Origin of the sequence: Flavobacterium cutihirudinis (assembly GCF_003385895.1) — a bacterium.
In the GTDB taxonomy this organism is placed as follows: domain Bacteria; phylum Bacteroidota; class Bacteroidia; order Flavobacteriales; family Flavobacteriaceae; genus Flavobacterium; species Flavobacterium cutihirudinis.
Genome location: NZ_QRDQ01000007.1, coordinates 397,696 through 424,673, shown reverse-complemented (window position 1 = coordinate 424,673; position 26,978 = coordinate 397,696). Strand labels below are relative to the sequence as shown.

Sequence of the window (26,978 nt, the reverse complement as noted above, 5' to 3'; positions counted from 1 at the left end):
TTATTATAATCTACAAAGCTTTTCGATTTCTTAGCTAAAGTTACTTCTTAAAAAAAAATTAACAAAATTTTCAAGTGTTAAAATTTTAACTTAGTTACTAACAATCAATATTTTACTCTTTTTTACTTATAATAAAAGCTGGTGATTCATAATCTTTATCCAAATAATTAGACGGAATAGTAGTAGTATTTCCATCTCGCATTGCATTATAGTGCGGTGACATTATTTCAATGCCGGCTTCGTTGAAGGAATCCTGAATATTTTGATGCAAAGAAGAGTAAATCCTCGGCTGCTTTGTTGGTTCTTTCGTGTAAACGTTTATTTGATACGAAACATAAAAATCGTCTAAACTAGTTTGCAACACAAATGGCTCTGGAGTTTTTTCTATCATTTCGGTCTTTAATGCTGCTTTAATCAAAGCACTATGAATGTCTTTCCATGGCACATCATACCCAATCGTAACTGTTGTATGAATCAATAAACCATTTGTAGAATGTCTCGTATTGGCAGAAAAGTTTGTGGATGTACTTGATAAAACTGTAGCATTTGGAATTGTAATATCTTCGAATTTTGGAGTTCTGATGCGGGTTACTAAAGCAGTTTTTTCAATTACTTCTCCACTGACATCACCAATTTTTATAAAATCACCAATTTTAAAAGGTCGCATGTAAGTGATAACTAAACCGGCAACCATATTTGCAATAGCATTTGAAGATCCCAAAGAAAACAAAATACCAACAAACACGGAAACACCCTTAAAAATATCGGAATCGGAACCAGGCAGATATGGAAAAATTATAACAAGCATAAAGGCAAGCATCAAAAATCGAATGATGTTGAAAGTTGGCATTGCCCAATCACTATAAAAACCATCAATTTTAATATTTTCTTTTTTAATCTCGTCAAAAAAGAATTTAATCACTTTTATAGCATATCTAAAAATAATAATGATGACGAAAATCGTAACCAAACTTGGCAGAAAACCAATAAATCCCATTAACGCAAGCTTTGCCGGTGTTAATATCCATCTTAATAAAGTTGTGGTGTAAACTTCTGTAGAAGGAAATATACTAAACAATACAGGTAAAGAAAGATAAACGATAAAAATTAAAGTTATAATTTTTACAAACCCGAATAATTTCATCACCAAAAACTGCTGTTTGTGCGAAGTAAGTATTTTTATATCATTATAGGCAATTCCTTTAAAATACCTGTCACTACGTTTTAGAAAATAAGCTTTTATAGCCCTGAAAATTCTCGCAACAATATATAAAACCAAACCAATTATCAGAATCATTAAAGCCGTGTATCCTAATCGTTTTGGCAGTTGAGAATAATTTTCATTTTGATAAATAATTGCTTTTTTTATCAAATTTAAATTACGGTTTGCGATATATTTTTTAGTTTGATTCTCCGCCTTTGCATCATTGTCCAAAATAGACATAACAATAAAATCACCTTTGTAAACAATATCCTGAGAAATATCAGATTGAACAACCGTGATTGAATCCTTTTCAAAAAAGGAATCTTCGTATAATTTTCTAATTTTATCAGTAATGGCAGTTGCCCTGTTCTCGGCTGAAAAAGAACCTACATTATTGTAAACATAAAAAAGAGTATCTTTAAAAGGACTTACTGGATATCCTTTTAATTTCGGCTCAGCACTAACTGTTTGCACCTTATCTTTTTGAGCGAAGGTATAGAAGGAAATGAAAAAGAATACCAGAGCAAGAAATCGAGTAATTTTACTTTTCATAAGCAATTAGAAATAAATTAGTTATCCTTTCTAACAAATATAAAAACAAAATAAATCGGAAACTAACTTAGTTTCTGTTTTCTCGCCAAAATCGTATTAAATTTTTATTCCAACTTTTCTCAACATGGTATCTATCACTTTATTGATATCAGGAGAAATATTGAATTTATAATTCAAGTACACATACAAAATGGTCACCAAAATTGATTTCAACGCGATACTAATTAATTGAAAAAATGGAAATTCCCAAAAATAAAACAATAAAAACAATGCAAATGTCAATAATGCTGAATAAATTGTTTCTTTCGTAAAAGGGTATAAATGAAGTTTTTTCACCACAAAAAGCAACTTCGCAAGACTGTATAATGTAATTGACAATAAGGTTGCAAAAGCTGATCCGAAAATCCCAAAAATCGGAATAAAAATCATATTCAAAACAATAGTCAGAACTACCAGCATAAGACCTAAATACAATACCATTCGGTAATATTTAGTATTAAAAATAATAGCATTATTATTTCCTAAAATCAAATCAAAATACTTTGATAATCCAATCATAAATACAACTGAGATTCCGCCGCTGTATTCTTTTGGAACCAATTCATACAATTGACTGATATTTACAAATATGCAAAGCATTACAAATCCACCCACCATCTGAAGGTTAATAGACGTTTTTTTATAAAGCTGATTTAATTCATCATGCTTATTTTCATGCATCAATTTGGCAGTAATTGGATACACAATTTGATGCATTGCGCGACTTGGGACAGAAATCACCAACGCGATATAAGTTGCGACAGAATAGTAAGCGATGTTTTCTATTTTCATATACTGATTCAGCATCAGCTTATCTCCGTCTAAAAGTAAATTAGCTACACTTCCAGATAGAATAATAAAAAAAGTATACTCCATTACTGCTTTTACATTGTCAGGAATTGTAATCTGGAAATTGGGTCTTTTGATATAAAATGCATAAAACATTGTTACTATAAAAGCCAGAAAATAAATCAAAGCAGTAACATATACAAACTGTACCAAGGTAATCCAATTAAAATACAATCCGATTAAAGCAAAGGTCGACAGTAAACGCAAACCTACTTCCTTAATAAAATTTCCAAAAACAGAATGCATGTGAACTCTGGCCCAGGCGTAAAAAATTTCAAAATATGCCATACAAATTCCAATAAAAGGAATCAAAAGCATAAATTCTTTCACGACCGGATTTTCCTTAGACACAAAAGCCGTAATGTCATCAAAAAAGAAAATACCAACAATTCCCAAAGGAATACACATTAACACCGGAAAGAGAGCAGTAAACGATAGAAATTGTTCGCGCTGTTCCTCCGTTTCGTATTGTGAATAAAACTTCACCAAAGTATTTTGCATACCAATCGCAAATAATGGCATAATTACATTTGCTGCAGAAGTAATATAGTTCGTTAAAGCATAATAAGTTGCTCCTAGAAAAACCGGATATAAATAAAGTGTATTGATGGCTCCGATAGCGAAACCTATATAAGTTATAATAGTATTTTTAAAAGACTGGTTTAAGACAATACCCATTTTTGGATTTCTGAATTTAAAAGTGAATTTCCCGAAAGATTTATTTCTTAATCAATTGCGCTAATTGCTTCGTAAGGTTTTTTCTCGAATATTGTTGTAAACCAACGCCATGCGATTGTAATTTACCTTCCAAAAACTGATTAAAAAAGTCCAAAATTACACTTTTTAACTTCGCTTTTTCAGAATAATCAAAAAATACTCCTGTATTCGTCTGCGTAACGATATCGGCAAAGTCAGAACCCTGAGGTCCAATAGCTATTATTGGGCGGTTTGAAACCATGTATTCGAACAATTTTCCCGGAATAATACTTTTAGTATCTTCTGAATTAATTTCGATTAAAAGCAAAACCTGCGATTTTCTCTGATGCGCAACAGCTTCTTGATGTGAAACATAACCCAATAAATTCAAATATTCATTTAGCTGATGTTCTTTAATAGCGTCTAAAACTTCTTGGCTCACAGCACCAATAAGTTTAATTTCTAAATGAGATTTAAACTCCGGAACTTCGTGAAGCAATTCAACCAAAACTTCCCAAAGAAAAGGCGGATTTCGATCTGACAAAAAAGAACCGATATGTGCTAGACTAAATTTAGTATCTAAAGTTTGTTTTTCGACGGTTTCAACATCGTAACCATTTGTAATTACAGTAATTGGTTTAGTTGTAATCGCTTCAAATTCTGTTTTTGTAGTTTTACTTGTTACGATAATTTCATCAGCCGAATTCAGAACTTTATGCTCTAAACTTTTGTGTTTTTTTTCAGCATACGAAGACAATCGAAGTGCTTTATGATAGCCAATTGTTGTCCAGGGATCGCGAAAATCGGCAAACCATTTTACTTTTAATTTCTTTTGCAATTCAAGACCAATTAAATGCAGACTATGCGGTGGTCCAGAAGTTACAATAGTATCAATGTTATTTTCCTGAATATATTTCTCAAGATAAGAAACAGATGGTTTTACCCAAAAAACACGTGCATCCGGAATAAACAGATTTCCACGAATCCAAAGAAATGTTTTATCTAAAAAAGTTTGTTTTTTCTTTTGCGGAAAAATTCCAGAACTAATTTTCTTGGTTTTATTTTTTGAAAATACAGAAGCCAATTGATAAGGCTCCCAAATTTTATTTTTAAGAACAATAACTTTATCCGAAATCTCACTTACCAAACCTTCATCAACTATAGGATAAGTTGGATTTTCAGGAATATAAACTATTGGCTGTACATCAAAATCCGGTAAATATTTGACAAATTTCAACCAGCGTTGTACGCCCGGTCCACCAGCAGGCGGAAAGTAATAAGTAATTATTAAAAGTTTTTTTTGTTCCAATGAAAATGAGTTTACTATTTAAAAGTGCAATTTAGAATTTGCAGTTATTATGCTTCTTTTTTCTTTTTAGAATTTTTATTCTCAAAATAAATCCCGCCAACTAAAAGTAATAACATTCCAATTGAGCTTATTAAAGTAATTGTACCACCAGTTTTGATAACCTGAGGTTCAAATTTAAATTCGATAGTGTGTTTTCCGCCAGGAATTTCCATTGCTCTTAAAACATAATCAACAGGAAAATGATCTGTTAACTGACCATCTATATAAGCGTTCCATCCATTTTTATAGTACATTTCAGAGAACACTGCTAAACCGTCTTTCTTATTATCCGATTTATATTTAATGTAATTAGGTTTATAAGTAACTACTTGAATAGTTCCCGTTGTATCCCATGCTTTTTTCATTCTGGCATCTTTAAATTTACCTTCATGCTCTCTAACATTGAATACTGCAACTTTTTTAGTATCAATACTATTTAATGCTTTCATTACATCATCAGGCTTATTAACCAGTTTTACGGAGCTTACAAACCATGCATTTCCATTAGCATCTGGGTTTATTGTTGGAATAGGTGCGCCTGTAGAATCACTTTGAATTACATACTTCACATTCAACATGTTTAGTATTTCCAGATTATTTTTAGCAATTTGATAATCATATAACTGTTGCATTCTTCTTGGTCTCACAGCACTGTAACCACCAATTGTTTTATGAAAATAAGAAGATCTTCCCTGTAATTGTCCTTGCGGATCAAATACACGATAAACCGAAGTGTCCTGTAATATTTTTGTATCAGTAGGTGTTTCCTGAAATGGTGCAGCGATCTGAACCGGACTAACAAAATCCTTAGCTGAAACGTATTTTTTATCTACAAAGAATAAGTCGAAAATCATTAATAATGCTACAATAACTAATGCCGTAGTCTGAGAAAATTTGTTTTTAATAAACAACCACAGAACACCAAAAGTAACAACAATAAAGAAACCAGAACGAAGCAAGTCAGCAGAATATAAAGACATTCTGTCTTCCTTTAATGCATCAACAAAAGCTGGTCCGTAACTTTCTAAATAATATTTATCGCTCATTCCTGTAAAATGGAAAAAGCCTTTTGCGAAAACCAGAATCAATAGAACTCCAAGTCCAAAAACTCCTGTTTGAATTAAAGCTTTTTGTTGTAATTTAGGCTCATCTTTAGCTTTGAAAAAAGATTGCAATCCCATAACAGCAAGTACCGGAATACATAATTCCAAAATTACCTGAATAGACGATACAGCTCTAAACTTATCATACATTGGCACATACTCAATGAAGAAATCAGTCAATAAAGAGAAGTTTTTTCCCCAGGAAAGCATCAAAGTAAATAATGCTCCAGAAAGGAAAACATATTTTATCTTTCTTTCATCTATAAATAAAGCTAAAACAGCTAAAAAGAAAACAACAACTCCAATATATGCAGGAGCCGAAACAATTGGCTGATCTCCCCAATATGTAGGCATACCAGAAACAAAATCTGCCGCCTGATCTGATGGAACTCCCTGTTCTATCATAAAAGAATACATACGACTATCTGTACCTACATTCTCATGACTTGAACCTCCAAAAATTCTTGGAGCAATTAAATTCAGACTTTCTGCAATTCCATAACTATATTCTGTGATATAATCAGTAGTCATAGACGCAGTAGTTTCATTTTTAGTACCGTCAGGATTAAAAGTCAACTCACTTTTATCTCTAATACTGTATTTTGCATATTCGCTGGTTGCCAATAAATTTCCTGCATTAGCTCCAAGCGCAAAAATTCCGGCTATAGCCAAAGTTCCAATTGAAATTAAAAGCGGCTTGTATTCTTTTTCTTTGATAAAATTAAAAGCAAAATAACCTGAAAGTATCAATAAGAAAATCAACAAGTAATAGGTCATTTGGAAGTGGTTTGCATTTATTTCTAATGCAACCGCAAACATGGTGAGAAGTCCTCCCCAAATATATTTTTTTTGAAAAACAAGTATAAAACCTGCAATTACCAGCGGCATATAAGCAATTGCATGCGCTTTTGCATTGTGCCCAACACCCAAAATAATAATCAAATAAGTTGAAAAACCGAAAGCAATAGCACCAATAAAAGCTTTTAAAGGATCTGTTTTTAAAACCAATAACAAGCCATAAAATCCTAAGAAATATAGAAACAAATAATCTGCCGGACGAGGAAGAAAACGTAGAACGTCATCTATTTTACCAACAAAATCATATGGGTAATTAGCTCCTAACTGATATGTTGGCATTCCGCCAAAAGCAGAATTGGTCCAGTAAGGCTCGGCATGTTCAGCAGCACGAAAATCATTTTGCTCCTTTGCCATTCCGGTATATTGAGCAATATCCGACTGGAAAATTTGTTTTCCTTGTAAAACTGGATAAAAATAAATTAATGAAACAAGAATAAAGCCCAATACTACAAGGGCGTGCGGATAGAACTTATTTACTATTTTCAATTTAGGCTGGTTTGGTTAAATGATGAATCCTTTTTATCAGGATACAAACTTAATCTATTTCTTCGTAATCAACATAATCCCCGACTTTTTTGGTTTCGCGTGGATTTTTGGCATTAGCAGTATTGATGATTATTTCATCATTGTTTTTATTTTGAGTTCTTTGCCATGAATTATCCTGGCTATATTGTTGCTGTCTCTGAAAATTTTCACCTGCTTTTTCAACTGCTTTCTTTACCAATACTGGCAAAAAGATTCTAGCCAAAAATTTAAAAATATAATAAAACGCAATGATCCACATTATCGTTTTAAACAAATTTGTAAAAGATGCTTCTTGCATAACTATATAATTTTTGCCAAAATTAGTAAATCCGCTGTTTAAAATTAAAATATCAATCTTAAATAAATAATAAAATATAGTACATTTGAAATGCGTTATAGCTTTTTAATCAAAAAATACATGTATGTTGAAAATTAAAAACTTACTCTTTGCGTCTCTTTTTTTATCACCACAACTTTTCTTTGCTCAATACACAGATGTGATCAACTCCAACCGTCCAGGTGAAACGATGTCTGCTTACGCAGTAGGAAAATCAGTAATTCAGGCTGAACTTGGAGTTTATGGCATAAAAGAGAAACATGACTTATTGGACTATGATGCAAGTGGAATAGGTACAGATTTCACGCTTCGATATGGAGCGTTTCTGGAACAATTGGAATTTGTGTTTGATATGCAGTACCAATCTGAAAATTTTGAAAGTCCTTATACTAACTACAAAAAAAACAATTTCAGACAAACAGTCTTAGGGGCTAAGTATTTAATTTACGATCCCTATAAAAATTATAAAAGAGAAGTAAACATTTACAGCTATAAAGCCAATCGTAATTTTCAGTGGCGAGAATTAATTCCAGCTGTTTCTGTTTTCGCAGGAGCTAATTTTGTTGGAGCAGATAATCCGTATTATTTTTCTGCCGATGGCGCCATTTCTCCTAAAGTTTCATTGATTACGCAAAACATCCTTGGTGGAGGATCTTGGGTTTTTGTAACCAATATTATTGCAGATTATATTGGTACTGATTATCCAAGTTATGGATATGTATTAACTTTGACGCACGGATTCAACGACCACTGGTCTGGATTTATTGAAAATCAAGTATATAAAAGCGATTTCTATAGCGATTCGATTTTACGTGGCGGAGCAGCTTATCTTCTTTCTTCCAATATGCAAGTTGATGCTTCAATAAGTACAAATTTCAAAAACACACCTTCTATTTTATATGGAGGAATTGGAGTTTCCTGGCGTTATGATGGATGGTACAAAGACAAGGTTATAGCCACAAAAAATAAAGAAAAAGCAAAAAAGAATGCAGAAAACAAAAAAGAAATAGATTACCAGGAAAAAGAAAGAAAACGAAAATCTAAATACGAATAAATTTATAACTAAGTCTCCATAAAACGAGAATCTTACAATAACGCCTAATGATTACAATTAAAGAAGCCAAAACTAAAAAAGAATTAACCGAATATATCAAATTTCCATTTTCTCTGTATAAGGACAGTCCGTATTGGGTTCCGCCTATTATTGCTGACGAACTTGAATCTTTTGATAAAACTAAAAATCCGGCTTTTGATAATGCAGAAGCTTATTTCTATATCGCATATAAAAATAACGAAGCGGTTGGGCGTATTACAGCAATCATCAACTGGGCCGAAGTAAACAATCAGCATAAAAGAAAAGTACGTTTTGGCTGGTTTGATGTTATTGATGATATAGAAGTAACTAAAGCATTGCTTGAAAAAGTATATGAATTAGGCAGAAAACACAATCTGGAACATGCTGAAGGCCCAATGGGATTCTCAAATCTGGATAAAGTTGGTGTTTTGACTGAAGGTTATGATCAGGTTGGAACAATGATTACCTGGTATAATCATCCGTATTATGTAACTCATTTTGAGCAATTAGGATTTCAGGTGGAAAAACAATATATAGAAAGTATTTTCCCTTTTTCTAATGTTAAACCGGAATTCTTTCAGAAGGCAGTAGCTTTAATCAAAAAACGTTACGAAGTAAGAGCACTGACTTTTACCAAAACAAAAGACATTATGCCTCACGTAGACAAAATGTTTGATTTGTTTAATGAATCTTATGAAAAACTAGCTTCTTTTGTTGCAATTTCAGATGTTCAGAAAGAATATTTTAAAAAGAAATACATCAGTTTTATCAATCCTGAATATATAAAGTTTATCGTTGACAAAGACGATAATTTAGTGGCTTTCAGCATCGTTATGCCAAGTTTTACAGAAGCTTTGCAAAAAATAAAAGGAAAATTATTTCCGTTTGGTTTTCTGCAATTACTAAAAGCAAAAAAACACAGTAAAGATGTTGTTTTTTATTTGATTGGAGTTCATCCTGATTATCAAAACAAAGGTGTTACAGCATTAATTTTTGACGAATATTATAAGACTTTTTCAGAAAAAGGAATTAGAAATTGCATCCGAACTCCTGAATTATTAGAAAATAATGCTATCCATTTATTATGGAAAAACTTTGATCCGAAAATTCACTGTCAGAGAAAAACGTATTTGAAAAATCTTTAATTAGTTTTCAGTCTCAGTCTCAGTTATCCGCAGATTGAAAATAAAAAAAATCCATTCGCCCTAAACGAATGGATTTTTTAATTTTCTAAAACTGTACTTTACTCTACTTTACAGTCAACTTTAGTCAAAGTATTTTTTGCGTCAAATTTTAGTTTTGATTTATCTTTAAAAGTGACCTTATCATTCGTTGAAATTACATCTCCAAATCCCTCGATTAAAGTTCCGTCTTTTTGAAGGAATGCAACTTCCCTAACTGATGAAACTCCTTCTGAAGTAAATGTGTAATCTGCAATTAAAGTGTCACCTTTCATATTTCCTATCAGAGTTCCTTCGTTTTTGTCTTTTCCACTTAAATTGTAACTCAATTTTCCGTTAACTTCCTGATGAGAGTTGACATTAAAACTCATTTCAATTACATTTCCATCCGCTCTTGAAGCATAACATTGATCTCCTGCGGGTTCAACGATTTCAGCTTCTTTTGGAGCTTTTGGTTCAATTTGAATTGGTTCGGTATCAGTTGCTTTTTTACAGGAAACAAGAACTGTTAGAAGAAGGGCGGCGATTGCTACTACTTTTTTCATAACGCTATATTTTTATTTTGTTGATTATGAAGTTAAAGTTACCCCAAATAAAAAAAATCCATTCGTAGAACAAATGGATTTTTTTACATAATTCCCACTTAAGGGAATCTATTTTTATATTCGATTACGAAACGTCAACAGTTGTACGTTCAGCAATTTCTTTATAAGTTCCGTTAACTAATTTCTCACGAATTGCTTCGAAAGCAGTTAATGTTTCTTCAATATCAGCAAGTGTATGAGAAGCTGTAGGAATCATTCTCAAAAGGATAATTCCTTTCGGGATAACCGGATAAACAACAATAGAAAGGAAAATACCGTAGTTTTCTCTTAAATCGTTTACCATTACCATCGCTTCAGGAATACTTCCCTCTAAGTAAACTGGTGTAATACAGGTATTTGTATCTCCAATATTAAATCCTTTTTCTTTAAGACCGTTTTGCAATGCATTTACGTTTTCCCAAAGTTTATCTTTAATTGAAGATGAATTACGCAATAATTCTAAACGTTTCAATGAACCAATTGTCTGAATCATTGGTAATGCTTTTGCAAACATTTGAGAACGTAAGTTGTATTTCAAATAATCAATAACCGATTTATCAGCTGCCACGAAAGCACCAATATTAGCCATAGATTTTGCAAAAGTTGAGAAGTAAACATCGATATCATCCTGAACTCCCTGCTCTTCACCTGCTCCGGCACCTGTTTTTCCAAGTGTACCAAAACCGTGTGCATCATCAACTAATAAACGGAAATTGTATTTTTGCTTCATTGCAACAATCTCTTTCAGTTTACCTTGCTGTCCGCGCATTCCAAAAACACCTTCGGTAATAAATAAAATACCTCCACCTGTTTCTTCGGCCATTTTAGTAGCACGCTGCAGGTTTTTCTCCATACTTTCAAGATCATTGTGTTTGTATGTAAAACGTTTACCCATGTGCAAACGAACACCATCAATGATACAAGCGTGTGAATCAACATCATAAACAATGATGTCATTTTTTGTTACCAAGGCATCAATAATAGAAACCATTCCCTGATAACCAAAATTCAATAAATAAGCTGATTCTTTCATTACAAAAGCAGCCAATTCATTTTCTAATTGTTCGTGGTACGTAGTGTGGCCAGACATCATACGAGCGCCCATTGGATAAGCTGCACCAAACTGAATTGCTGCATCAGTATCTGCTTTACGAACCTCTGGATGATTTGCTAAACCTAAATAATCATTTAAACTCCAGTTTAAAATATTTTTTCCATGAAATGTCATTCTAGGACCCAACTCTCCTTCTAACTTTGGGAAAACGTAATAACCTTCTGCCTGAGAAGCCCATTTTCCTAAAGGTCCTTTATTGTCCTGAATTCTTTCGAATAAATCTTTTACCATAATATAGTGTAGTAATAATTTTAATTTAATCAGCGAGCAAAAATAATCATTATTCTTCTAAAATGCAGTTCGTCATATATTTTTATTAAAAAATATTCCACATATTTTTTTTAACAAGAATTAACTTTATTTCATTTACTCTTTTTAGATAATTATCAGTAAACATGATTTTTATCATAATAAAGGACAAATTTATCTTTTATTTTTGAATAAATAAATTAATTATCTTTAAAATAACTATACAACCAAAACAAAATCAATGAATTATGAAAAAGAAAAGCAAAATTCTAAGTACCTTAAATATTCTTTTAAGTGCATTCTGTATGCTTCTTATCTTAGGAAGCTGCAAAAAAGAAGAAGCTAAAGATTACGCAGACATTATGACGGAAGGCGAAATGGATGCGGAGCTTACATCACCACCTCATGTGCCTAAACCAGTGGGAGACAGAACTGCGATGAAGTTAAAACTAAACATGGAAATAAAAGAACAAGAAGGCACCATGACCGATGGTGTTAAATATACGTATTGGACATTTGGAGGTTCTGTTCCCGGAAGTTTTATCAGAACCCGTGTTGGTGATGAAGTAGAATTTCACTTAAAAAACCATCCTGACAACAAATTACCTCATAATATTGACTTACATGCCGTTACAGGGCCTGGTGGTGGAGCAACTTCTTCTCTTGTAGCTCCTGGACATGAAAAAGTTTTCAGCTTTAAAGTAATTAATCCTGGACTATATGTTTATCACTGTGCAACTGCTCCAGTGGGAATGCACATCGCAAATGGTATGTACGGATTAATTTTGGTTGAACCTGAAGGCGGGCTTCCTCCTGTAGACAAAGAATACTATGTAATGCAGGGCGATTTTTATACTCAAGGCGAATATGGAGCAAAAGGTTTACAGCCCTTTGATATGAATAAAGCTGTAAAAGAAACTCCTGATTATGTTGTATTTAATGGAAAAGTAGGTGCCTTAACAAATGGAAATGAATTAACAGCAAAAGTAGGTGAAACAGTTCGTTTATTTGTTGGAAATGGTGGACCAAACTTAGTTTCTTCTTTCCACGTTATTGGAGAAATTTTCGACAGTGTACATATTGAAGGCGGAAGTACAATAAATAAAAATGTTCAAACAACATTAATTCCTGCTGGTGGCGCTGCTATTGTAGATTTTAAAGTAGAAACTCCGGGAACTTTTATTCTTGTGGATCACTCTATTTTCAGAGCATTTAATAAAGGTGCTTTGGGAATGCTAAAAGTTGAAGGAAAAGAAAATAAAAACATCTATTCAGGTACAATTCAGGAAGGAATTTATTTGCCTGAAGGAGGAACAATCCAGAAAATGCCGGGAACTGACGCTACTAAAACAGTGGTTCCTAAACGTACCGTTGAGGAAAAAGTCAAAATTGGAAAAGAAATTTTTGGAACAACTTGTTTTGCATGTCATCAATCTGAAGGACAAGGAATCCCAGGAACATTCCCTCCTCTTGCAAAATCAGATTATTTGAATGCTGATTCTAAACGTGCGATTAAAACAATTCTACACGGTTTAACTGGAGAAGTAAGTGTGAACGGTAAAAAATACAATAACGTGATGCCTGCTCAGAATTTATCTGATGATGAAATCGCAAATGTTCTAACTTATATTTATAGCAGTTGGGGCAATAACAAAACAGAAATTACACCAGAAATGGTAAAAGCGTTAAGATAATCGCAAAACTCTCAGCATGAAAAAATATCTTTTCATACTTGCAATACTCTTTTTCTCTGTGTCTAGTGTCATGAAAGCACAGGAAACTGGAATGGTTCTCATAAAAGAGGGATCTTTTGTCCCTCTTTATGGCTCCGTTTCTAAAAAACCAGTTGTCGTAAAATCATTCTATATTGATGTTTACCCGATAACAAATGGTGAATTTTTAAAATTTGTCAAAAAAAATCCTTCTTACAGTAAATCAAAAATAAAAGGAATTTTTGCCGAGAAAAGCTATTTAGCATATTGGTCAAGTGACTATGATTTTGGAAAAGCCAATCCGAAATCGCCAGTGACAAGCGTTTCGTGGTTTGCAGCCAAAAAATACTGCGAATGCGAAGGGAAACGTCTGGCTACTATGGATGAATGGGAATATGTTGCAATGGCTGACACTAAAAAAATAGACGCCAGAACTAAAAAAGAATTCAACGAATATATTTTATCCTGGTACGAGAAATCGAAAACGTATGAAAATGAAATTGGCAAAACGTTCAAAAATTACTGGGGCGTATATGACATGCACGGATTAGTCTGGGAGTGGACTTCTGACTTCAACAGTATTTTTTTATCAGGAGAATCCAGAAAAGACAAAAGCACTGATAAAAATCTCTTCTGCGGAAGCGGTTCAGTAAATGCTTCCGATTTAATGGATTATGCCGCTTTTATGCGTTACGCTTTCCGAGGCAGTCTAAAAGCGCAATATTCTACCCGAAATCTTGGTTTTAGATGTGCAAGCACAACAAAACCTAAATCTAATTTAAATTAGTTTATGATGGAAAAAATAGTAATCGCTTTTCTAATTCTATTTGCACTGAACAGCTGTAAAGACGCAGATAAAAAAGAAGCTAAAGCAGAAGTTAAAACAGAAACAAAAAAGGAAATCAGTGATTTATCTATTTATAATCTGCCTTCGAAATGGACAACGCAAAACGGTAAAGATATCGAGCTAAAATCGCTTAGAGGAAATGTTCTGGTTATGGTGATGATCTACACAAGTTGCAAGGCGGCCTGCCCGAGATTAGTTGCCGATATGCGTGATATTGAATCGAAACTGGAAAAAAAGACCAAACAAAATGTAAAACTTATTTTGGTTAGCATTGATCCAAAAACCGATACGCCTGAAAGATTAAAAACGTTTGCAATCGCAAATCAAATGGATAAAGATCCCTGGATGTTTCTTCGATCATCAGAAGAAAACACGAGAGAATTTGCTGCAGTTTTAGCTGTGAATTATAAACAGATCTCTCCAATAGACTTTTCTCATTCTAACATTATAAGTGTTTTTAATCCGGAAGGTGAATTGATTTTTCAACAAGAAGGTTTAGGTGTGAATAACGAAAAAACAATTGAGACAATTAATCAGGAAGCAGCAAAAATTTAAACGTTTTTTTTTAACACATAGAAGCATAGATTTAAAAAACTCAAAAAAAGATAAATAAAAAAAATCTAGATTTTAACACATAGCTATGTGTATTAATGTAAGTGAAACGCCTTTTATGCGGTTACAAAAACTATGTCTCTATGTGTTAAAATAAATTTTATTAGATAAATAGGTTGATTAGTGATGAAACAAGAGTAGATTTAGGAATGGATCGGCTCTTGTTTTTTATTTAAATCTGACTTCTATTATTAAATCGATGATTTAGTATTAAATCGATGATTTAGAAAAAAAATGTGGCTTCCTGCAAGGTTTCAAAAATCTTGTAGGTATCTACATGTTTTAAAACTAAGACCTACAAGGTTTTTGAAACCTTGCAGGAAAGAGAATTTATCGCAGATATCATTATTAAAATCAATCCCAAAACCAAAAGGATGCTCAATATCAAAATACTTTGAAAATATCCAGAAAGCGTTCCTTCTCCAAAAAAGAAAAACCAGCCTTGCAAAAACAACAAAACTTCTGTTGCAATATATCCGAAAATAAAACACTTTACTCCTATTTTCAATATTGAAGAATTGGCTGAAAGCATTTTATTCTGAAGTAAAATTCCAAATAAAAATCCGGTTATGATTCCCAAAGTTGTTAAATGAATAAAGCCAATTACGAAATTTCGAATTTGATGGGAAACTTCTGCCAGATTTGGAAAAATTGTCAACAACTGAATTCCGACTTTCAAAAACAAAGAACATAAAGCCAAACTATAAACTGTTTTGGTTGTTTTATCTAAAGTATTTTTGAAAAGCTTGATTTGCGGTTGAAGCATTTTATAGAAATAAATAAAAGCTCCGAATTGAATTATGACTCCCACAATATTGATATAGCTCAAAATATCATTTTCGATAAACCATCGCACCGGAAAAACAAGCGTTAAAAGTGTAGAAACAATTAGTGCAAAGTAGAATTTCTTAAACTTTACCTCATCTATTTTATCTTGAAATTGCTTTAAAAACAGAGCCAAAATTGCCAATATAAACCAGCCGTTAAACTGAAAATGAATGAAAAACTGAATAGCAATTTGATAAAAAGCGCTTTGTTTTCCTAATGTACTCACCGCTGGTCCGAGACACCAAACGCCAAATGTCGATAAAATCATAAACAGAATTGATGTCAATAAAAGTCTTTGCTGAGGCGTTTTATCTTTGGAACAATCTTTCCAAACCAAGCGGCAAAAAACATAACTCAGCAAAATATGCAGTGTTGAAAATACAATAGAAAATAAAGCATATCCCTGAATTGGAAAAGCAATCATCATCCCTAAAATTGAAAACTCCGTCAGCCAAAATAAGCGGTTATAAATGGGTTTCTGACTTTTTTCTTTCGGGATAAAAAAATGAACAATCAAAACATAAACAATCAAATAAACCCAGCCTAACATAGCAACATGCGAATGTGCATGAAGCAGAAAACTGTAGTTCAGAAAATCTAAAGGAAATAAATACATAAACCGCATTAATAATCCGAAACCACAGGCAATCAGAAAATTAAAAAAACAGCAAAGTATCCAGACTTTTTGAGAATTCATATTGTAAATTTTTAAACCTATAAAATTATTAAACCATATAAGTAATATAAGAAATTGTAAGTTGGCTAAAATGAACTTATATTACTTATATGGTTTAAAACATTTCTTCAAATAAAAAACACCGATAATTATCATTTTAGAAGATTATTACCGATGTTTTTGCACTATTAAAATTAACCTTTTATTCTACTTCAACAAAGTCTTTTTCAAGAAGAACAGCTTTTGGAAATAAAATATTATTCTCCAAATGAATATGTTTGTGCAAATCTTCTTCAAATTCTTTCAGCATTGCAAAAGTTACTCTATATGTTGTACAAGCATCTGCCGGCGGATTGTAGTTATCTGTCAATGCAGCGATTTCTCTAAAGCGTTCGCCTTCGTTATCGTGTTCGTGCATCATCATTGCAATCGGATTTGAAACTGTTCCGAAAGAAGGTTTGTGTAAAACTCCGTCTGTGTCTTTGGTTTTAACCATTCTTTTTACAAATGGAAACAAAATCAATTCTTCTTTTTTCATATGCTGTGACAATTCACCAGCACAACCAATAAACAATTCATTAATTCTAAATAATTCCGGATGATTTGCACCGTGAACTTTGCATAATTTATCTAAAAAAGGAAGCAAAACATTTGTTTTTTCCTGCACATAACGATGATGTGTTTTTTCGATATAATCTGCCAATAAATCCAAAGGCCATGAATTAAAATCAATATTTCCGCCGTTTTCTGATTTTAAAACTTCAAAAACATTTTCTAATAAAGCATCCGCATTAATGTTTTGTTTTTCACAAACTTCTGTTACTGTTCGGTTTCCTTTGCAGCAAAAATCTATTTTATATTTAGAGAAAACTGCAGCAGTTCTAAAATCTTCAGCTACAAATGATCCTATCGTTTTGTTTTTTAAATTTTCCATGATAATCAATTTTATAATTTGTGTTTTTTTTATTTTCTATTTTTTGTTTTTTAATGTCAGTTCAAATACAAACCAAGCCATTGTGATAAATCCGATTCCGAAGATTGAATCTCCAATCGCACGAAGCCATTTCAGCGTAATCATTTCTGGTTGTTGCATTAATTCTGAAGAACGTGCATACCACATTCCGTGATTGATACTTTCTATTGCCTGCCAAACTCCGATTGGAAGTAAACTCAGAATTGCCATTAAAAATAAACCAATATTTAAAGACCAGAAAGTAATTTTAAGCAACTTATTATTCCAGCTAACATTTCGGTATAAACTTCTTAATACGAATAACACCAAACCAATTCCCAGCATTCCGTAAACTCCAAACAAAGCCGTATGCCCGTGTAAAGGTGTTGTGTTTAAACCTTGAACATAATACAATGCAATTGGCGGATTAATGATGAATCCGAAGATTCCGGCTCCAAGAAAATTCCAAAACGCTACAGAAATCATAAAGTAAATTGGCCATTTGTAATCGGCAATCCATTGTGTTGATTTTGAAATTTTATAGTTTTGATACGCTTCAAATCCGATTAAAGTTAGAGGCACAACTTCTAAAGCACTAAATGTTGCTCCCAAAGCCATAATTGCCGTTGGTGTTCCTGAGAAATACAAGTGATGGAATGTCCCTAAAATTCCTCCCGACATGAAAATAATCGTTGCGAAAAGAACATTTAACGTTGCTGTTTTAGTTTTTAATAATCCCAAACGAACAAATAAGAATGCAATAACAACCGTCGCAAATACTTCGAAGAAACCTTCAACCCAAAGATGAACTACCCACCATCTCCAATATTCAGCAATAGCTAAATTGGTTTGTCTTCCCCACATTAATCCTGCTCCGTAGAACATTGCAATTGCGGTACAAGAAACTAAGAACAAAATGATTAAGTTTTTTTCTTCTGTTTTTTTCTTCAAAACCGGAATTAAAGGACGAATCATTAAAGCCAACCATAAAAACAATCCGACTAAAAGGAAAATCTGCCAGAAACGACCTAAATCAACATATTCGTAACCTTGGTGCCCAAACCAGAAGTTTTGAACCAAATTCAGTTTTTGCATTACTCCAAACCATTGTCCGACCATTGAACCTAGTACAATAATCAATAAAGCAATGAACAGGAAGTTAATTCCGAAACACTGAAATTTAGGATCTTTACCCGAAACCGCTGGAGCAATATATAATCCTGTTGCCAACCAAGCCGTTGCAATCCAGAAAATAGCCAATTGTGTGTGCCATGTACGTGTTACGGCGTAAGGTAAAATCTGATCGATTGGGATTCCGTAAAGTCCGTTTCCTTCAACACCATAATGTGCTGTAATGATTCCGAAAACCATTTGCAAAACCATCAGCAAACTTACAATCCAGAAATATTTGGTTACCAATCCCATAGATTTCGTTTTTCCTTGTTTGATAAGCGGATCTTCTTTTGGAAGTGGAAACGCTTCTTCTTCACCTGATTTCGCATGATAGAAAACTAAGATTCCAACACTTAAAATCAGTAAAATAATACTAACTCCTGACCATGCTAAAAGTTCTGTTGTGGTGGTATTTCCAACCAATTCATCTGACGGCCAGTTGTGCGTGTATGAAATGGTATCATCAGGACGATTGGTAACAGTCGCCCATGTTGCCCAGAAAAAGAAGGCATTCATTTTATGCATTTTCTCGACATCTTTTATCGAGTTTTTCGGAATTGCATAGTCGCCTCTCAGTTTATCAAACTTCGGATCATTCGTAAAAAGACCTTTGTAATATTCACTTAAACTTTCAATTGCAGCCACACGATTATCAGAAATCGTTAGAATGCCTGTCTCCGAATTATAACGATTCGTTCTCACATCGTTTTGAAGACGAATTTTCAGAGCCGATTGTTTTTCAGCATCCAACTCTTCGTATTTTTTATTGAAATCTTTTTGAGCATAAATATCGAGTATAAAAACGGCTTCTCTGTGCAGCCAATCTGCAGTCCAGTCTGGGGCCACATAGGCGCCGTGCCCCCAGATTGATCCTACTTCCTGGCCTCCTATACTCTGCCAGATATTTTGCCCGTCTTTAATTTCTGATTCAGAAAAAACAACTTCTCCGGAATCTGAAACAATCTCTTTTGGAACCGGCGGTGCTTGTTGATATATTTCGTAACCGTAATAACCCAGCACTGCAAATGAAACACTCATTACCAGTGCAAAAACGATCCATAATTTCTTTTCTCTTTTCATTTTTCTTAATTCAATAAAAGACAATTTTATCTTTTATTAGTTTTTAAAAAAACTCCAAACCTATTTGCAGCATTTGGAGTTTTGATTATTTACTCAACAATTAACACACCTTTCATCATGGCAACGTGACCAGGGAAAGAACAAATAAATGGATAAGATCCTTTTTTATCAATTGTAAATTCGATTGTATCTTCTTCTCCACCACCTAATAATTTAGTGTGAGCAATAACTGAGGCTTTTTCTGATTCCGGGATATAATCTGTCGCTTTCGCATCATTTGCTTTCAATGCAAAAGCAGCTTGGTCTGTACCTTCCTGCAAGATCACTAAATTGTGTCCCATTGCTTCTTTTGGAATTTTACCAACATGTTTTAAAGTTAGTTTAATTGGTTTTCCTGCAACAGCTTTCAATTCATTCAAATTGTACTGCATTTGATCGTTACCTTCAATTACCAATACATTTTCTTCAGTCGCTGCTGCTGTTGGTGCTGCTTCACCTTCTGTATAAGTATCGGTTGCTTCTGTTGGCTGCTCAGTTGGAGCTGTTTCTTTTTTTCCACAAGAAGTTACTGCTAAAAATCCCATTAGGATCAATAATGAAAGTTTGTTTCTAGTATTCATTTTTTTGGTATTTATTTAATTATTTGTATTCAATGTTTTAAGAAAAAAATCACCTGATTTGACGCCCGAAGCGAGCTGTTCCAGAGTTGTTTTGGTCAGCATTTCTAAAAGAAGCCCTCTGATTTTTTTAAAATCGTGATGAACCGGACAAGGATGCTCTTCTGAACATTCTTTTAGACCAATACCGCAACCTCTGTAAATTTTATCACCATCAATTGCATCTACAATCTGAATTAATTTTATTGATTTTAGCGCTTCATTCGAAACCTCAAAACCGCCTCCTACTCCTTTAGCCGAATGTATAATCCCACTTTTAGTAAGAATCTGCATAATCTTCGCAGTAAAAGGTTCTGGGGAATCAATTTCTTTGGCAACATCTTTTATTCCAACTCTAATTCCTTTAGAAGAATTGGTTGCAATAAAAATAGAAGCTCTGATTCCGTACTCACACGCTTTTGAAAACATATCTCAATTCATTAATTCCATACAAAGATATAGAGTTTTGAAATAAAAGACAAATTTATCTTTAATTAATTTTATAAGTTTCAAAACTTATTTATAACCAAAATAATTAAGTATTGGAAAAACACTAATTCGTCATTAAATTCATATAAAAACAAATTTTAATTTTAACTTTGAGAGTATTATAATTTATAACCTCTAAATAATGGCTTTCAGCACCTCAAAAGATTTAAAATTAGCTGTTCTTATAGACGCAGATAATGTTCCTTACAGCAATGTAAAAGGCATGATGGAAGAAATTGCAAAATTAGGAACTCCAACAACAAAAAGAATTTATGCTGACTGGACAAAACCAAATGCAAACGGCTGGAAAGGCGTTTTATTGGAACATGCCATCACTCCTATTCAGCAATATAGTTATACGGTTGGAAAAAACTCTTCAGATTCGGCTTTGATTATTGATGCCATGGATTTGCTTTATTCGGGTAAATTGGACGGATTCTGCATTGTTTCTAGTGATAGCGATTTTACGCGTCTTGCGATAAGACTTCGCGAATCGGGTATGAAAGTAATTGGAATTGGAGAAAAGAAAACACCAAATTCTTTTATTGTTGCCTGTGACCGATTTATCTATATTGAAGTACTTGATGGTGCCACTCAGAAGAAAAAACCAAAAACTACGGCAACAGACACGAAAAAACCTGTTGAGAAACCAGCTGAAAAAGCACTTCATAAAATAGATAAACAAACTATTGAACTTATAGAAGCTACGATTGAAGACATTGAAGACGACGATGGCTGGGCATTTTTAGGAGATGTCGGCAATTTAATTGTAAAGAAAAAACCCGAATTTGACCCTCGAAATTATGGTTTTTCTAAACTAACCCCAATGCTAAAATCTTTGACCGAAATTCTGGAAATTGATGAAAGAGAATCGGACAAAAAAGGCATTAAACATGTATACGTTCGTTTACGATACAATTAATTTTCAACTTATTACATTCTAAATATTTTAAAAACATGAGAAAAAAATTCTTTATCTACGGCTTCTTATTGTTTCTAATCGTTGCAGCAACTTATTATTATACCAATCGTGGTTTTTTACTCGTAATTATTCTTCCAATATTATTGGTGGTTGGAATTTACAATTCGTTGCAAAAAAAACATGCTATTTTAAGGAACTTTCCTGTTTTGGGCTACTTTCGTTATTTGTTCGAAATGATTGCTCCTGAAATTCAGCAATATTTTATCGAACGATCAACAGACGGGAAACCTTTCTCAAGAAACCAGCGCTCAATGGTTTATCAAAGAGCCAAGAATATTGATTCAAGTACACCTTTTGGAACACAACAAAACTTAAATAGCGATACTTACGAAGGAATAAAACATTCTATTTTTCCGGCAAAAGTAAACGAAGAACTCCCTCGCGTATTAGTAGGAGGTAAAGATTGTAAACAACCTTACTCAGCTTCTTTATTTAATGTGTCCGCCATGAGTTTTGGCTCTTTGAGTGAACATGCAGTTCGTGCCATTAATATTGGTGCACAAAAAGGAAAATTCTATCAAAATACGGGAGAAGGCGGATTAACCGAATTTCATCTTGCCGGCGGTGGCGATATTACCTGGCAAATTGGTACCGGATATTTTGGATGCCGCGATGCTGAAGGAAATTTTAGTCCTGAAAAATTCTCAGAAAAAGCCAATCTTCCTAATGTAAAAATGATTGAAATTAAACTTTCTCAAGGTGCAAAACCAGGTCACGGAGGAGTTCTTCCCGCTGCAAAAAACACCGAACAGATTGCAAAAATAAGAGGTGTTGAACCTCATACTATGATTCTTTCTCCTCCGGGACATCATGCTTTTTCGGACAGTAAAGGACTTATTCGCTTTATCGCACAGTTACGTGAATTATCAAATGGAAAACCAATTGGTTTTAAGCTTTGTATTGGAAACACTGCCGAGTTTGAAGCAATTTGTCACGAAATGATTGCCGAAGATACGTATCCTGATTTCATCACGGTTGACGGTGCTGAAGGCGGAACCGGAGCAGCGCCGCTGGAGTTTGCAGACGGTGTTGGTATGCCTTTTGAGCCCGCTTTGATATTTGTTAATAAAACATTGGTAAGCTTAAATATCCGCGATAAAATGCGCATCATTGGAAGTGGAAAAATTATTTCAGGATATTCCATCTTACATGCAGTCGCTTTGGGTGCGGATATGTGCAACAGCGCAAGAGGATTTATGTTTTCTTTAGGCTGTATTCAGGCTTTGCGTTGTCACAATAATGAATGTCCAACCGGTGTTGCCACGCAAAACAAAATGCTGATGAAAGGTTTGGTTGTCACCGATAAATCAGATCGCGTGTATCATTTTCATAAAAATACACTGCATTCTGCTAATGAACTTCTGGCCGCTGCCGGTAAAAAAAGTTTCAGCGATGTCGATATCAATATCTTTATGCGTGGTGACGAATTCGCCCATTTATCCGATCTCTATTTTCCGGACATTTTAACGAATGTCACAAAAAGATAAAACAAATAAGCCGTTTTGTACAGTTACAAAACGGCTTTACTTTTATATATCCGCAAAACTTAATTCAAAAATTCAGGAATCGTTTCTTTATTCAATACCTCTTTTACAAAAACCGTATTGTCATCAGCTAAAAAATAAGTATCAAACTGAACGCCTTCTTCTATTAAATCTTTTGGAATTTGGTTTTTCTTAATCATTTCTTTCAAAAGCTTTTTGAATGCAATATCTGCAGCAAGCTTGTTTGGTGTATTTTGTTCTAATGCAGTTTCAAAACGTAACTCAATCTTATCATCATTTATATATCCTCTGGCTGTTGTTAGCCTAACATTGTCAGCTTTAAAACTGGGAGCAGCAGCATTATAAGCCGTTACAAACTCCTGCAGCTTCTGTTTTGTATTTTTACAGCCCACAAACATTACTATCATTAAAACAATAAACGAAATTTGACTAATTTTCCTGATCATGATTTTTTTATTTAATTTCTGAAATTTTAAGAATGTCCCAAGTTAATAATAATTAGCGTAATTTTCAGAAATGTCTTTTCGTTTCAACAGCTTTATGATGAAATGAAATTTTACACTCTTTTTATCAAAAGTTTAAAACCTTAACAAAAAAATTAACCCGAAGATATTGTAAATTTGTTCTGAAAAACATCAAATAAGATTTTGAATAAATCACGAATCAGCTATTTTCTAGCTTTTCTCTTTACTATTTTTCTAGGAATTCTTTCAAGAAAAATTTCATTCATTCCAGTATGGATTGGAGATTTTCTGTATGCCATTATGATTTATTTTCTGATTCGGATTTTCTTATTTAATAAAAAAGCTTCAATTGTATTACTACTTTCTTTAGTAAGCTGTTGTGCAATTGAGTTTTTACAGCTTTATCAGGCAGACTGGATAATCAATCTCCGAAAAACACTTTTTGGAAAATATGTTTTAGGGCAAGGCTTTTTATGGTCAGATATTCTCGCCTACACAATTGGAATAACCTTTATTTACTTACTCGAAAAAATCATTTTAAAATATACCTCTTATGAAATTAGTTTTCGCATCAAACAATAAAAACAAAATAAAAGAGATTCAAAGCATCCTAAACGGATCGATACAATTATTAAGTCTGGAAGAAATTGGCTGTCATGAAGAAATTCCGGAAACGGCAGATACAATTGAAGGAAATGCTATTTTAAAAGCGAATTATGTAACGGAAAAATTTGGTTATGACTGTTTCGCTGATGATACCGGACTTGAAGTTACAGCATTAAATGGTGCTCCGGGCGTTTATTCGGCACGTTATGCAGGCGAACAAAAAAATGCCGATGATAATATGGATAAACTTTTGGAAGCTTTAAATAATGAAGAAAATCGCAGTGCACAGTTCAAAACCGTTATTGCATTAAATTTAAATGGAGAGCAACATCTTTTTACCGGTCTGGCCAAAGGAAAAATTATTTTAGAAAAAACCGGAAAAAATGGTTTTGGATACGATCCAATCTTTCAACCGGAAAACTACAACGAAACTTTTGCCGAACTATCATCTGAAATCAAAAATAAAATAAGTCATCGCGCACTAGCAACCGAGCAACTTATTGATTTTCTGAACACAACAAAATAATTGTTCAAAATACAACATTTTAATGCGTAAAATTTATATTTCACGACGTCTTTTTTTTATATTTTTTTGATTTTCTTTTAAAATTGATTGAACAAGAAACATAACTTTTTGATAATCAAATCATAACAAATACATAATTCTTAAAACTGAATTAGTTTATCTGAATAATTAACAGTAATTTTGCACCCTATTTTAAAAATACATATGAACAAATTTGAACAATTAGGATTGAATGAATCGTTACTGAAGGCGATTTTAGATCTAGGATTTGAAAATCCGTCAGAGGTACAGGAAAAGGCGATTCCCCTATTATTGGAAAAAGACACAGATATGGTTGCGTTGGCTCAGACAGGGACAGGGAAAACGGCAGCTTTCGGTTTTCCGTTAATCCAAAAAATTGATGCTGACAACAGAAATACACAGGCATTAGTTTTATCGCCAACAAGGGAGCTTTGTTTACAGATTACCAACGAACTTAAAAACTACTCAAAATACGAAAAAGGTATTAATGTGGTAGCAGTTTACGGCGGGGCTAGTATTACAGAGCAGGCTAGAGAAATCAAAAGAGGAGCACAAATCATTGTAGCAACTCCAGGAAGAATGCAAGACATGATCAACAGAGGTTTGGTTAACATTAAAAATATAGATTACTGTATTCTTGATGAGGCTGACGAAATGTTGAACATGGGATTTTATGAGGATATCGTATCTATTTTATCAGATACTCCAGACGAAAAAAGTACATGGTTGTTCTCTGCAACTATGCCACAAGAGGTTGCCAGAATTGCAAAACAATTTATGAGCGAACCAGTTGAAATTACTGTAGGAACTAAAAATTCAGGTTCATCTACAGTATCTCACGAATTTTACTTAGTAAATGCACGTGACCGTTACGAAGCGTTAAAACGTTTAGCTGATGCGAACCCGGACATTTTCTCAGTAGTTTTCTGTCGTACGAAAAGAGATACTCAGGCTATTGCCGAGAAATTAATCGAAGATGGATATAGTGCTGCTGCGTTACACGGAGATTTATCTCAGGCACAACGTGATGGTGTAATGAAATCTTTCCGTGGAAGACAAATTCAGATGCTTGTTGCTACTGACGTTGCTGCACGTGGTATTGACGTTGATAACGTAACACACGTTGTAAACTACCAATTACCTGATGAAATCGAAACGTACAACCACCGTTCTGGACGTACAGGTAGAGCTGGAAAATTAGGAACTTCTATTGTAATTGTTACAAAAAGTGAGTTACGTAAAATTTCTTCTATCGAAAGAATCATCAAACAAAAATTCGAAGAAAAAACTATTCCATCAGGAATCGAAATCTGCGAGATTCAATTATTACACTTAGCAAACAAAATTAAAGATACTGAGGTTGATCACGAAATTGACAACTATTTACCAGCAATCAACAATGTTCTTGAAGATTTATCTAAAGAAGAATTGATCAAGAAAATGGTTTCAGTAGAATTTAACCGTTTTATTGCTTACTATAAAAAGAACAGAGATATTTCGTCTCAATCTTCAGGAGAAAGACGCGAAAGAAATGATTCTGAGCCAAGAGAATTCAACAATAACGGAGCAGTTCGTTACTTTGTAAACATTGGTTCTAGAGACAATTTCGATTGGATGTCTCTTAAAGATTACTTGAAAGAAACATTAGATTTAGGTCGTGATGACGTATTCAAAGTTGACGTAAAAGAAGGATTCTCTTTCTTTAACACTGATCCTGAGCACACTGATAAAGTAATGGATATTTTAAACAACGTTCAGTTAGAAGGACGTCGTATTAATGTTGAAATTTCTAAAAATGACGGCGGAGGAAGACGTGATCACAACAACCGTGGTGGTGGACGTAATTCTGGCGGACCTAGAAGAGAAGGAAACTTTGCACCAAGACGTGAAGGTTCCGGTGGAGGATTTAGAGGCGATAGAAACTCTGCTCCAAGACGTGAAGGTTCTGGAGGTGGTTTCAGAAGCGACAGAAACTCTGCACCTAGAGAAGGTGGTTTCAGAAGAAACGAAGGAGGTTCTGACAGAGCTCCAAGGCGTTCTGAAAGCTTTGGTGATTCACCAAGACCAAGAAGACCAAGAAGAGATTAATCTTTTAAGATCTTAAAATACAAATCCCAAATTCCAGACATAATTGG

General features: G+C 33.5%; 23 protein-coding genes. 10 read left to right on the top strand and 13 right to left on the bottom strand.

Annotation, left to right across the window (positions count from 1 at the left end; all coding sequences use genetic code 11):
- Positions 1-112: 112 nt before the first annotated feature.
- The 5 genes from BD847_RS01795 to BD847_RS01775 form a co-directional block, all read right to left on the bottom strand.
- Positions 113-1,678: a mechanosensitive ion channel family protein gene (locus tag BD847_RS01795; RefSeq protein ID WP_244201540.1), complete on the bottom strand. Its 1,566-nt coding sequence runs from the start codon at positions 1,676-1,678 to the stop codon at positions 113-115.
- Between the two features lie 174 nt (positions 1,679-1,852).
- Positions 1,853-3,322 (bottom strand): lipopolysaccharide biosynthesis protein, encoded by a 1,470-nt coding sequence (locus BD847_RS01790; protein ID WP_115886553.1) that lies wholly within the window; start codon positions 3,320-3,322, stop codon positions 1,853-1,855.
- 40 nt (positions 3,323-3,362) lie between these two features.
- Complete coding sequence (locus BD847_RS01785) at positions 3,363-4,649, bottom strand: glycosyltransferase family 4 protein (RefSeq protein WP_115886552.1); 1,287 nt, start codon at positions 4,647-4,649, stop codon at positions 3,363-3,365.
- Positions 4,650-4,696: 47 nt separating this feature from the next.
- On the bottom strand, positions 4,697-7,135 hold the full coding sequence (locus BD847_RS01780; protein ID WP_115886551.1) for a YfhO family protein: 2,439 nt from the start codon (positions 7,133-7,135) through the stop codon (positions 4,697-4,699).
- Positions 7,136-7,184: 49 nt separating this feature from the next.
- Entirely contained in the window at positions 7,185-7,472 is a 288-nt protein-coding gene (locus BD847_RS01775; protein WP_115886550.1) for a DUF4834 family protein, read from the bottom strand.
- A gap of 124 nt (positions 7,473-7,596) precedes the next feature.
- On the opposite strand from BD847_RS01775, the gene BD847_RS01770 reads away from it, so the two are divergent.
- On the top strand, positions 7,597-8,565 hold the full coding sequence (locus BD847_RS01770; protein WP_115886549.1) for a transporter: 969 nt from the start codon (positions 7,597-7,599) through the stop codon (positions 8,563-8,565).
- Between the two features lie 47 nt (positions 8,566-8,612).
- The gene (locus BD847_RS01765; RefSeq protein WP_115886548.1) at positions 8,613-9,731 is read left to right on the top strand and encodes a GTP cyclohydrolase; all 1,119 of its coding nucleotides are present in this window, start codon (positions 8,613-8,615) and stop codon (positions 9,729-9,731) included.
- Between the two features lie 98 nt (positions 9,732-9,829).
- Here the strand turns inward: BD847_RS01765 and BD847_RS01760 are convergent, their stop codons facing one another.
- A complete protein-coding gene (locus BD847_RS01760; RefSeq protein ID WP_115886547.1) occupies positions 9,830-10,312 on the bottom strand; it encodes a hypothetical protein in 483 nt (160 codons plus the stop codon).
- A gap of 124 nt (positions 10,313-10,436) precedes the next feature.
- Positions 10,437-11,696, bottom strand: coding sequence for an aminotransferase class I/II-fold pyridoxal phosphate-dependent enzyme (locus tag BD847_RS01755; protein WP_115886546.1), 1,260 nt, complete (start codon positions 11,694-11,696; stop codon positions 10,437-10,439).
- 323 nt (positions 11,697-12,019) lie between these two features.
- Here BD847_RS01755 and nirK point away from each other — a divergent pair, with 323 nt between their 5' ends.
- From nirK to BD847_RS01740, 3 genes are read left to right on the top strand one after another with little or no spacing between them, the layout of a single operon-like run.
- Entirely contained in the window at positions 12,020-13,408 is a 1,389-nt protein-coding gene (gene nirK / locus BD847_RS01750) for a copper-containing nitrite reductase (protein WP_394336441.1), read from the top strand.
- 16 nt (positions 13,409-13,424) lie between these two features.
- Complete coding sequence (locus tag BD847_RS01745) at positions 13,425-14,213, top strand: formylglycine-generating enzyme family protein (RefSeq protein ID WP_115886544.1); 789 nt, start codon at positions 13,425-13,427, stop codon at positions 14,211-14,213.
- A 6-nt stretch (positions 14,214-14,219) separates the two neighbouring features.
- Entirely contained in the window at positions 14,220-14,828 is a 609-nt protein-coding gene (locus tag BD847_RS01740; RefSeq protein ID WP_115886543.1) for an SCO family protein, read from the top strand.
- A gap of 352 nt (positions 14,829-15,180) precedes the next feature.
- On the opposite strand, the gene BD847_RS01735 is transcribed toward BD847_RS01740, so the two are convergent.
- The 5 genes from BD847_RS01735 to BD847_RS01715 form a co-directional block, all read right to left on the bottom strand.
- Positions 15,181-16,410, bottom strand: a complete 1,230-nt coding sequence (locus tag BD847_RS01735) for a hypothetical protein (RefSeq protein ID WP_115886542.1) — start codon at positions 16,408-16,410, stop codon at positions 15,181-15,183.
- 181 nt (positions 16,411-16,591) lie between these two features.
- Complete coding sequence (gene ric / locus BD847_RS01730; RefSeq protein ID WP_115886541.1) at positions 16,592-17,323, bottom strand: iron-sulfur cluster repair di-iron protein; 732 nt, start codon at positions 17,321-17,323, stop codon at positions 16,592-16,594.
- A 36-nt stretch (positions 17,324-17,359) separates the two neighbouring features.
- Positions 17,360-19,594, bottom strand: a complete 2,235-nt coding sequence (locus BD847_RS01725; protein ID WP_115887317.1) for a nitric-oxide reductase large subunit — start codon at positions 19,592-19,594, stop codon at positions 17,360-17,362.
- 89 nt (positions 19,595-19,683) lie between these two features.
- Positions 19,684-20,214, bottom strand: coding sequence for an azurin (gene azu, locus BD847_RS01720; RefSeq protein WP_115886540.1), 531 nt, complete (start codon positions 20,212-20,214; stop codon positions 19,684-19,686).
- 15 nt (positions 20,215-20,229) lie between these two features.
- Entirely contained in the window at positions 20,230-20,679 is a 450-nt protein-coding gene (locus tag BD847_RS01715) for an RrF2 family transcriptional regulator (RefSeq protein ID WP_115886539.1), read from the bottom strand.
- Between the two features lie 202 nt (positions 20,680-20,881).
- Here BD847_RS01715 and BD847_RS01710 point away from each other — a divergent pair, with 202 nt between their 5' ends.
- Entirely contained in the window at positions 20,882-21,661 is a 780-nt protein-coding gene (locus tag BD847_RS01710) for an NYN domain-containing protein (RefSeq protein ID WP_115886538.1), read from the top strand.
- 35 nt (positions 21,662-21,696) lie between these two features.
- Complete coding sequence (locus BD847_RS01705) at positions 21,697-23,208, top strand: FMN-binding glutamate synthase family protein (protein WP_115886537.1); 1,512 nt, start codon at positions 21,697-21,699, stop codon at positions 23,206-23,208.
- A 59-nt stretch (positions 23,209-23,267) separates the two neighbouring features.
- On the opposite strand, the gene BD847_RS01700 is transcribed toward BD847_RS01705, so the two are convergent.
- Positions 23,268-23,672 (bottom strand): hypothetical protein, encoded by a 405-nt coding sequence (locus BD847_RS01700; RefSeq protein WP_115886536.1) that lies wholly within the window; start codon positions 23,670-23,672, stop codon positions 23,268-23,270.
- Between the two features lie 201 nt (positions 23,673-23,873).
- On the opposite strand from BD847_RS01700, the gene BD847_RS01695 reads away from it, so the two are divergent.
- From BD847_RS01695 to BD847_RS01685, 3 genes are all read left to right on the top strand, one after another.
- On the top strand, positions 23,874-24,272 hold the full coding sequence (locus BD847_RS01695) for a ribosomal maturation YjgA family protein (protein ID WP_115886535.1): 399 nt from the start codon (positions 23,874-23,876) through the stop codon (positions 24,270-24,272).
- Positions 24,244-24,822, top strand: coding sequence for a non-canonical purine NTP diphosphatase (locus BD847_RS01690; RefSeq protein WP_115886534.1), 579 nt, complete (start codon positions 24,244-24,246; stop codon positions 24,820-24,822). Before BD847_RS01695 ends, BD847_RS01690 begins: the two co-directional genes overlap by 29 nt.
- A gap of 204 nt (positions 24,823-25,026) precedes the next feature.
- Positions 25,027-26,931 carry a DEAD/DEAH box helicase gene (locus BD847_RS01685; RefSeq protein ID WP_115886533.1) on the top strand — a complete coding sequence of 635 codons (1,905 nt, stop codon included), beginning with the start codon at positions 25,027-25,029 and terminating at the stop codon, positions 26,929-26,931.
- Positions 26,932-26,978 lie beyond the last annotated feature (47 nt).

Bases quoted from the DNA above. Each gene is read 5' to 3' on its own strand.
- BD847_RS01705 (WP_115886537.1), top strand. From the start codon at position 21,697: ATGAGAAAAAAATTCTTTATCTACGGCTTCTTATTGTTTCTAATCGTT.
- BD847_RS01770 (WP_115886549.1), top strand. From the start codon at position 7,597: ATGTTGAAAATTAAAAACTTACTCTTTGCGTCTCTTTTTTTATCACCA.
- azu (WP_115886540.1), bottom strand. From the start codon at position 20,214: ATGAATACTAGAAACAAACTTTCATTATTGATCCTAATGGGATTTTTA.
- BD847_RS01725 (WP_115887317.1), bottom strand. From the start codon at position 19,594: ATGAAAAGAGAAAAGAAATTATGGATCGTTTTTGCACTGGTAATGAGT.
- BD847_RS01760 (WP_115886547.1), bottom strand. From the start codon at position 10,312: ATGAAAAAAGTAGTAGCAATCGCCGCCCTTCTTCTAACAGTTCTTGTT.
- BD847_RS01765 (WP_115886548.1), top strand. From the start codon at position 8,613: ATGATTACAATTAAAGAAGCCAAAACTAAAAAAGAATTAACCGAATAT.
- ric (WP_115886541.1), bottom strand. From the start codon at position 17,323: ATGGAAAATTTAAAAAACAAAACGATAGGATCATTTGTAGCTGAAGAT.
- BD847_RS01685 (WP_115886533.1), top strand. From the start codon at position 25,027: ATGAACAAATTTGAACAATTAGGATTGAATGAATCGTTACTGAAGGCG.
- BD847_RS01735 (WP_115886542.1), bottom strand. From the start codon at position 16,410: ATGAATTCTCAAAAAGTCTGGATACTTTGCTGTTTTTTTAATTTTCTG.
- BD847_RS01740 (WP_115886543.1), top strand. From the start codon at position 14,220: ATGGAAAAAATAGTAATCGCTTTTCTAATTCTATTTGCACTGAACAGC.
- BD847_RS01690 (WP_115886534.1), top strand. From the start codon at position 24,244: ATGAAATTAGTTTTCGCATCAAACAATAAAAACAAAATAAAAGAGATT.
- BD847_RS01715 (WP_115886539.1), bottom strand. From the start codon at position 20,679: ATGTTTTCAAAAGCGTGTGAGTACGGAATCAGAGCTTCTATTTTTATT.
- nirK (WP_394336441.1), top strand. From the start codon at position 12,020: ATGCTTCTTATCTTAGGAAGCTGCAAAAAAGAAGAAGCTAAAGATTAC.
- BD847_RS01775 (WP_115886550.1), bottom strand. From the start codon at position 7,472: ATGCAAGAAGCATCTTTTACAAATTTGTTTAAAACGATAATGTGGATC.
- BD847_RS01700 (WP_115886536.1), bottom strand. From the start codon at position 23,672: ATGATCAGGAAAATTAGTCAAATTTCGTTTATTGTTTTAATGATAGTA.
- BD847_RS01790 (WP_115886553.1), bottom strand. From the start codon at position 3,322: ATGGGTATTGTCTTAAACCAGTCTTTTAAAAATACTATTATAACTTAT.
- BD847_RS01755 (WP_115886546.1), bottom strand. From the start codon at position 11,696: ATGGTAAAAGATTTATTCGAAAGAATTCAGGACAATAAAGGACCTTTA.
- BD847_RS01745 (WP_115886544.1), top strand. From the start codon at position 13,425: ATGAAAAAATATCTTTTCATACTTGCAATACTCTTTTTCTCTGTGTCT.
- BD847_RS01710 (WP_115886538.1), top strand. From the start codon at position 20,882: ATGGCTTTCAGCACCTCAAAAGATTTAAAATTAGCTGTTCTTATAGAC.